Source organism: Methanosaeta sp. UBA458 (assembly GCF_002496085.1).
Taxonomy (GTDB): Archaea; Halobacteriota; Methanosarcinia; order Methanotrichales; family Methanotrichaceae; genus Methanothrix; species Methanothrix soehngenii.
This window is the reverse complement of sequence record NZ_DAIK01000068.1, coordinates 1-4,407: the sequence shown is the minus strand read 5'-3', so window position 1 is coordinate 4,407 and position 4,407 is coordinate 1. Positions and strand designations below refer to the sequence as shown.

Here is a 4,407-nt window from a genome sequence, read left to right as displayed (position 1 = left end):
GATGTCGAGAAGAGAATATGCCGGATGCTCGATATGGATGAAGAGGAGCTGATGGCCGAGCTGGAAAGGTCTTTTATTTTGTCTGATGATTGCGATGAGCGGATTAAAACCAGCTTGGAAGAGATGATGCAAGAAGTGGACAGGCTCCTATTGAAGATCGATCAGCTGGAAGAGGACGAGTCTGAGGTCTGCAACTGGGAATCAAATCAGGAGTGAATGCATTTGGACTCTTTTCCCGATATTCAGGCCTGCGAGCCAGATTTTCCTTTCAATCTGACCAGAGTGGGTGTTACCGGCGTCAAGAAGCTGATTAAAGTCGAGAGGGGGAGCGACGAGAGGCCAGTGGTCCTGATTTCCAATTTCGAGGTGTTCGTCGACCTTCCATCCGACCGCAAGGGTGCCAACCTCTCCCGGAACTTCGAAGCCATTGATGAGGTTCTCGAGGATGCCATAAACCTGCCGGTTTATGAGATCGAGGAGCTATGTGGCGAGATCGCCAAGAGGCTTCTTGCCCGGCATGAGTATGCGTCCAGGGCAGAGGTGAAGATGAAGAGCGAGTACATCGTTCGCAGACAGACGCCCTTCACAAAGGTCACCTGCCAGGAGGTAGTGGACATATTTGCCGAGGCGGTGGCAAGAGCAGGTCCCACCGGATGTCTGAGAAAGACAGTAGGTGCAGAGGTCATGGGGATGACCGCATGTCCCTGTGCTCAGGAGATCATGAAAGATCAGGCTCGGGGTGAGCTGATCAAAGCCGGCCTATCCGAAGAGGTCGCTTTAGATGTTTTGAGCCGATTGCCTGTGGCCACCCATAACCAGCGAGGCAGAGGCAGCATCTCGGTAGAGGTGCGCGACCGGCGTTGCGTCTCTATAGACAGGATCATCAAGATCATCGAGGAGTCCATGAGCTCCAAGGTTTATGGCCTGCTCAAAAGGCCTGACGAGGCCTTAGTGGTGAGCCGGGCGCATAGCAATCCCAAGTTCGTGGAGGACTGCGTCAGGACTATGGCTCAGAAGACGGTGGAGGCTTTCAGCGATCTGCCGGATGATGCTGCAGTGACGTTGAAACAGATCAATGAGGAGAGCATCCATCAGCATAATGCTTTCGCTGAGAGGACTGCCACCATGGGCGAGCTGCGAGCAGAGCTGGCCTGCCTGAAGGTTTAAATGCCTTTGAGTTGGTCTAAGACCAGTTTAAAATCGATTGGTTGCAGTTGATCAATATGGAAATTGACAAGATCGCCGGCCCCCTCCGCAAAGTGCTGCGAGAGAGGGAGATCATCGCTCGATGTGAGCTATTGCTTCGTACCTATGATATCGTCAGGGCAGCGGATTTGAGCGAGGAGGAGCGAGAAGAGCTGCAAAAGACCATAGGCAAGAAGATAGCTCCCGGCATATTTGTTAGCATTATGAGCAAGGAGCCAGCGTTCTTCGATCTGCCAAGGCTGGATACTTTCACCCAAATGGATGGGCGGATATTCCACTTCATGCATACAAAAAAATACAGCAAGCAGGACTTCGCTGAAGCCAACCGCAAATTCCTCAATTCAATGCCCGAGCTGAGGAGGATCATGTATCAGAGCCTGAAGGATCTCTTAGTGGAGTTCATGAGCGATGCAGGATATAGACTTACCTCAGAGGAAACTGGGGAACTGGTATTCAGCGCGCCAGAGAGGAAGGCCAGGGCCTTTGTGGCAACGAGCGTGAGGTCGCTAGATATAGATAAGTGCCGGGGAGAGCAGGGCGAGGATGTGGTGGCCCTGGTGCCCAGCGGAGAGAACCTGGAGCCTTTTATGCAGTTCTACCAGGAGAATGGCCTAAAGGCAGAGGAAAGGGAGATTCAGATATGGGTGACCAACATGGAGAAGGGCAGCATAGATCCCTTTGTGGGTTATACCATGGACCTGGACATCTACAATCAATTCGAAAATCCGCGCCTGGCGGAGATGGTGAGAAACAACTGGAGCCGGAGAAAGCAATTCTAATTCGATTAAATTGAATGACTGAATATTATTATAAACTGATCGATTCTGGTACTCGCTTCTAAAGCAAGTATTAAATAGAATAAAGGCGCTAAATCTGCAAACAACAGATCAAAAGTTGATCGGGAGTGGGGTACAATGAAGGGAATAGTAAGGCATTTTCTATTGGCAACAATGGCGGTGTTCTTGATCACTACGGGCATCTCCTTTGCTCTTGTAGGCGATGTGGATGAATCTGATCTTTACATGCAGTCGGACCAAGGCCTGTCAGGCACCGCCTCAGAGAATAGCGTTGGGCGATCGGCAAGCATAGAAGAAACTGGCCCGGTTGGAGCTTATATTCCTTATCAAGGGAGTTCATCAACCCAGGCGCCATACCAGAAAGGCTATGCTGAAGGATTTGCAGAGCTATCGGAGTCTTCATCCGTTCCTGTTACTTCATCGCAAGGATCGTTATATCAAGCGCCATGGATAAGCGGGCCGGTCGAGGATCAGATGACAGCCGAATCGCTCGGATTATCTATCCCCAAGGCGGAGAGCTTTTCGCCTGATGAAAGCCTGAACTTCGTATCACATCCAATTCCCACGATGACTGCAGGTGAAGCATATGGTCAGGATGGTTCAGCTATGCTGGGCTTCGAGGCCGGCTCAGGGATCAGCAAGGCTACCAGCTCCAAGGTGGGCTCGACCGGGTGGTACTATCCGGGCCTGGTCACATCTTCAAACCGGTTCTATGTTCAGACCGCTTCCGGTCTGGCAACAGTGGCTGGTTGCAGCTACAGAGGATATCTACCCCTGTGGGCAGAGATCAAGTCGAAGGGTTATTTCTTCGTATACGAATGGTATCCGAAGACGTCCACCCCACTGGTCAGATTGTGGGGCTGGTCAGTTCCGGGCTGTAAGAAGGGCTGGTTTACCGGCGATGTTCCCGGCTGGCATGTAATAAGCTACTACTGCGGTGCCTGGTCCAACTATATCTATATCTATGTCTATCCTTCAATGTACAGCTCAATCCCGTCTTCATCATCATCCGGCTATCTGGCAGGCGAAGGATCTGCCATTCAGCCCACGATACCATCTGCAATGCAATCTACGATACCGTCTGCCATTTCGGCCACGATGCCATCTGCCCTGCCATCTGCCGGGCAGTCATCCGTCCAGCCATCCATGCAGCCCTCATTGCCTGCTGGAGCGCCAACACCGCCTGACATCTATTCCGAGAATATTGCCCTTCCCAATTACAGCTTGTATCGGCCGGCCACCGGTCAGACGGGAAGCATGAGCTACTATGATGGATCGGCTCCAAAGAGCACCATTCCCGCAGCGGCCGCGATGTATCCAGTACCGGGAAGCTATCCCCAAGGATTGGATGGAAAGACTCTTGCCACGCCCACCGCTGGTGGCAGCACATCTGCCCAGACCACAACCTCCTTCACCACATCTACTCTGATAACCGAAGGAGTCTACGGAAACTGTCCTTATGTGGACGATAGCGGCCGTTGCCAGGATGATATGATCTCAAAAGTCCCCGTGGGGCCGAGCAATTATGCCTCCCATAGCAGCAAAGCAGTATTTCCAAAGCCATCTAAATGCAGATGCAATGAGTATTATGTCCTGGATTGCAATGACGATATAGATACCGTCGCGGGCGTATATTGCGGTGACTGGCTCCCCCTCTGGTCCAAGATAAGCCGTCATGGAGAGTACTGGTCGTATGAATGGAAGATCTGCCATACTGGTGGCAAGGGGTGCAATCCCGAGGTCAAAAACTTTGGCTACAAGACGTCTGGCTGGTACCAGACCTGGTTTAAGGGAAGCGAGCCAGGCTGGCATATACTGAGCTACTACTGCAATGATTGGTCCAATTACATCTACGTCTATGTCTGGCCGGCAAATTAGTCTTTCATTGCTCTATCGGGCTGGCCGGCAACCCTTTGCCAGGCCGGCTCGAAATGGCATTTGAATAAGGTGACTTCCTCCCTGGCCTAAATACCAGGGCTTCCTACTTCACTGACCGGCTGGTTATTTGCCGCATCTCTGTAGGCTCTTCCCCTCAGTCCGAGGGTGCGGATATTGATGCTGGCATTGAGATCCCTATCCATCTCTAGCCCACATTTAGGGCAAAGATGAACTCGGTCTGCCAGCGTTTTAGGGACCATTATGCCACATTGGGAGCACTTCTGAGAAGTACATCTCGCGTCTACCAGTTCTACTACTTTGCCAGCCTTCGCAGCTTTGCCTTGAGTGAACTGAATTAGTTTGCCCCATGCATGGTCTTGGATATGCTTTGCTAGATGATGGTTCTTGAGCATTCCATTGATGTTCAAGTTTTCAAATACGATTATGTCAGCAGAATCTACCAGTTTCCGGGATACTTGGTGTAGGAATTCATCTCGAAGATTCTGAATTCTCTTACTGATCTTAG

General features: G+C 51.3%; 5 protein-coding genes. 4 read left to right on the top strand and 1 reads right to left on the bottom strand.

The window, feature by feature from the left end:
* The 4 genes from BP822_RS04660 to BP822_RS04645 form a co-directional block, all read left to right on the top strand.
* Positions 1–216, top strand: a 216-nt coding sequence (locus BP822_RS04660) for a hypothetical protein (protein ID WP_286877826.1), incomplete at its 5' end; no start/stop codon positions are given.
* Positions 217–1,167: a GTP cyclohydrolase MptA gene (gene mptA / locus BP822_RS04655; protein ID WP_286877825.1), complete on the top strand. Its 951-nt coding sequence runs from the start codon at positions 217–219 to the stop codon at positions 1,165–1,167.
* Between the two features lie 56 nt (positions 1,168–1,223).
* Positions 1,224–1,985 carry a hypothetical protein gene (locus tag BP822_RS04650; RefSeq protein WP_048132587.1) on the top strand — a complete coding sequence of 254 codons (762 nt, stop codon included), beginning with the start codon at positions 1,224–1,226 and terminating at the stop codon, positions 1,983–1,985.
* Between the two features lie 135 nt (positions 1,986–2,120).
* Positions 2,121–3,881, top strand: a complete 1,761-nt coding sequence (locus tag BP822_RS04645) for a hypothetical protein (protein WP_013720589.1) — start codon at positions 2,121–2,123, stop codon at positions 3,879–3,881.
* Positions 3,882–3,967: 86 nt separating this feature from the next.
* Here BP822_RS04645 and BP822_RS04640 read toward each other — a convergent pair.
* A partial coding sequence (locus tag BP822_RS04640) for an RNA-guided endonuclease InsQ/TnpB family protein (RefSeq protein ID WP_286877824.1) occupies positions 3,968–4,407 on the bottom strand: 440 nt, incomplete at its 5' end.

Bases quoted from the DNA above. Each gene is read 5' to 3' on its own strand.
- mptA (WP_286877825.1), top strand. From the start codon at position 217: ATGCATTTGGACTCTTTTCCCGATATTCAGGCCTGCGAGCCAGATTTT.
- BP822_RS04650 (WP_048132587.1), top strand. From the start codon at position 1,224: ATGGAAATTGACAAGATCGCCGGCCCCCTCCGCAAAGTGCTGCGAGAG.
- BP822_RS04645 (WP_013720589.1), top strand. From the start codon at position 2,121: ATGAAGGGAATAGTAAGGCATTTTCTATTGGCAACAATGGCGGTGTTC.